General features: G+C 71.5%; 1 protein-coding gene. It reads right to left on the reverse strand.

Going from position 1 to position 1,661, the window contains the following annotated elements; genetic code table 11:
- Nucleotides 1-81 precede the first annotated feature (81 nt).
- Entirely contained in the window at nt 82-1,386 is a 1,305-nt protein-coding gene (locus HMPREF0731_RS21015) for a flagellar hook protein FlgE (RefSeq protein ID WP_040614322.1), read from the reverse strand.
- Between the last annotated feature and the right edge of the window lie 275 nt (nt 1,387-1,661).

A 1,661-nucleotide genomic window follows, 5' to 3' on the forward strand; every position in this document is an offset into this window, starting at 1 on the left:
CGGGCCGGGGCGGATCGCCGCCCCCGGCGCGCGATGGCCAGGCCCGGCGCAGCGGCAGCGCCGCCGGCCGGGAAAACGGGATCAGCGCAGCATGTCCACCGTCTCGCTCATCAGGCCGCTGACGGTGCTGAGCACACGGCTGTTCGCGCTGTAGGCGCGCTGCGCGACGATCATCTTCGAGAACTCGGAGGTGATGTCGACATTCGACGCCTCGATCGAGCTGGTGGCGAGCGTGCCGGTGCCCTGCTCGCCGGCGGCCAGCACGCGGAACTGGCCGGCCGCCTGGGTGGCGGTGAAGGCCTGGCCATCCTCGCGCTGCAGGCCGTCGGCGTTCTGGAAGGTGACGATCGGCACCTGCGCGATGGTGCGGCTCTTGCCGTTGTCGTAGCTGACGACGACCTCGCCATTCTCCTTGATGCCGACGCCGGTATAGGCGCCCGGCGCCGCGCCATTGGCGGTGACGCTGTTCTGCTGGTAGGTCGCGCCGGCATATTGCGTGACGCCCTGGGTGCTGCCGAAGGTGCCGAGGCTGATCGCCACCGGCTGGCTGCCGGCGCCGAACAGGTCGCCGACCGTCAGCGTCGCCGCGCTGCCCTGGCCGTTGAAGCCGGAAGCGGCGAGCGCGCCCGTGGCATTGGTGATGCTGTCGAGCGTGCCGCTCGGCATGCCGTTGCCGGTGCCGGCGCCATCGCCGAAATTGAGCGTCGCCGTGCCGGCCGAGGTGGTGCCATCCGGCCCCACCACATTGACCTGCCACTGGTAGTCGCCGGTCTTGGTCCAGTTCAGTGTCACGCTGCGGGCGATGCCGAGATTGTCGTAGACCGGCACCTGGGTGGAATAGCTGGTCTCGGTGCCGGAGGCCGGCAGGTTGGCGCCGATGCCGATCTGCGTCGTGGCCTCCGGCGCGTAGGGCGCCTCATCGACCTGGATCAGCCCGAGCTGGCCGCGATTGACCGCGCCATTGGCCACCGGCCAACCCTCCAGCGCATAGCCGCTGGTATTGACCAGGTAGCCCTCGGCGGTCTTCGAGAAGTCGCCATTGCGCGTGTAGAACTGGGTCGGGCTGAAGACGGTGTTGCCGTTGGCGTCCGTCCCCGCCGGGCGGGAGACGGCGAACAGCCCATTGCCCGAGATCGCCAGGGCCAGCGGGTTCTCGACCTGGCTGATGTCGCCGCCGCGGCTGACCGTGGCGACCGGCGCCGCGCTGACCGTGCTGGACCCGTTCAGCCGCGCGGTGGACTGGCTCAGCTGCTCGGCGAAGGCGGTGTCGACGCGCTTGTAGCCGGTGGTCTGGCTGTTGGCGACGTTGTTCGAGACATTGGTGATCGCCGCGGTCTGGGCTCCGAGCCCGGATGTGGCGGCGTAGAGAGAGCCGTTCAGCGACATGCGCATGGTCCTCGGGTGCGGGGGCCCGGCCCGTGGCGCGGCGCGCCGGAACCGGAGGGGATGGCGGGACCACAGCAACCGCCGTGCCAGGGCGCGGCGGGCGGATTCCGCCGGGGCGGGGCGGGGTGGCGCCGGATGGCCCGGCAGATCCTGCCGGGTCGGCGGTAAATTCCGCCGGGCCAGGCGCGCTTCCCGCCGCCCTGGCGGGGCCATGGGGCTGGCCCGGCGCTTGCGTGGGCCCTGGCGGAACCCACCGGACCGCCATGATCCAGCCC

The sequence above is a fragment of the Pseudoroseomonas cervicalis ATCC 49957 genome (assembly GCF_000164635.1).
GTDB classification, from domain to species: Bacteria; Pseudomonadota; Alphaproteobacteria; order Acetobacterales; family Acetobacteraceae; genus Pseudoroseomonas; species Pseudoroseomonas cervicalis.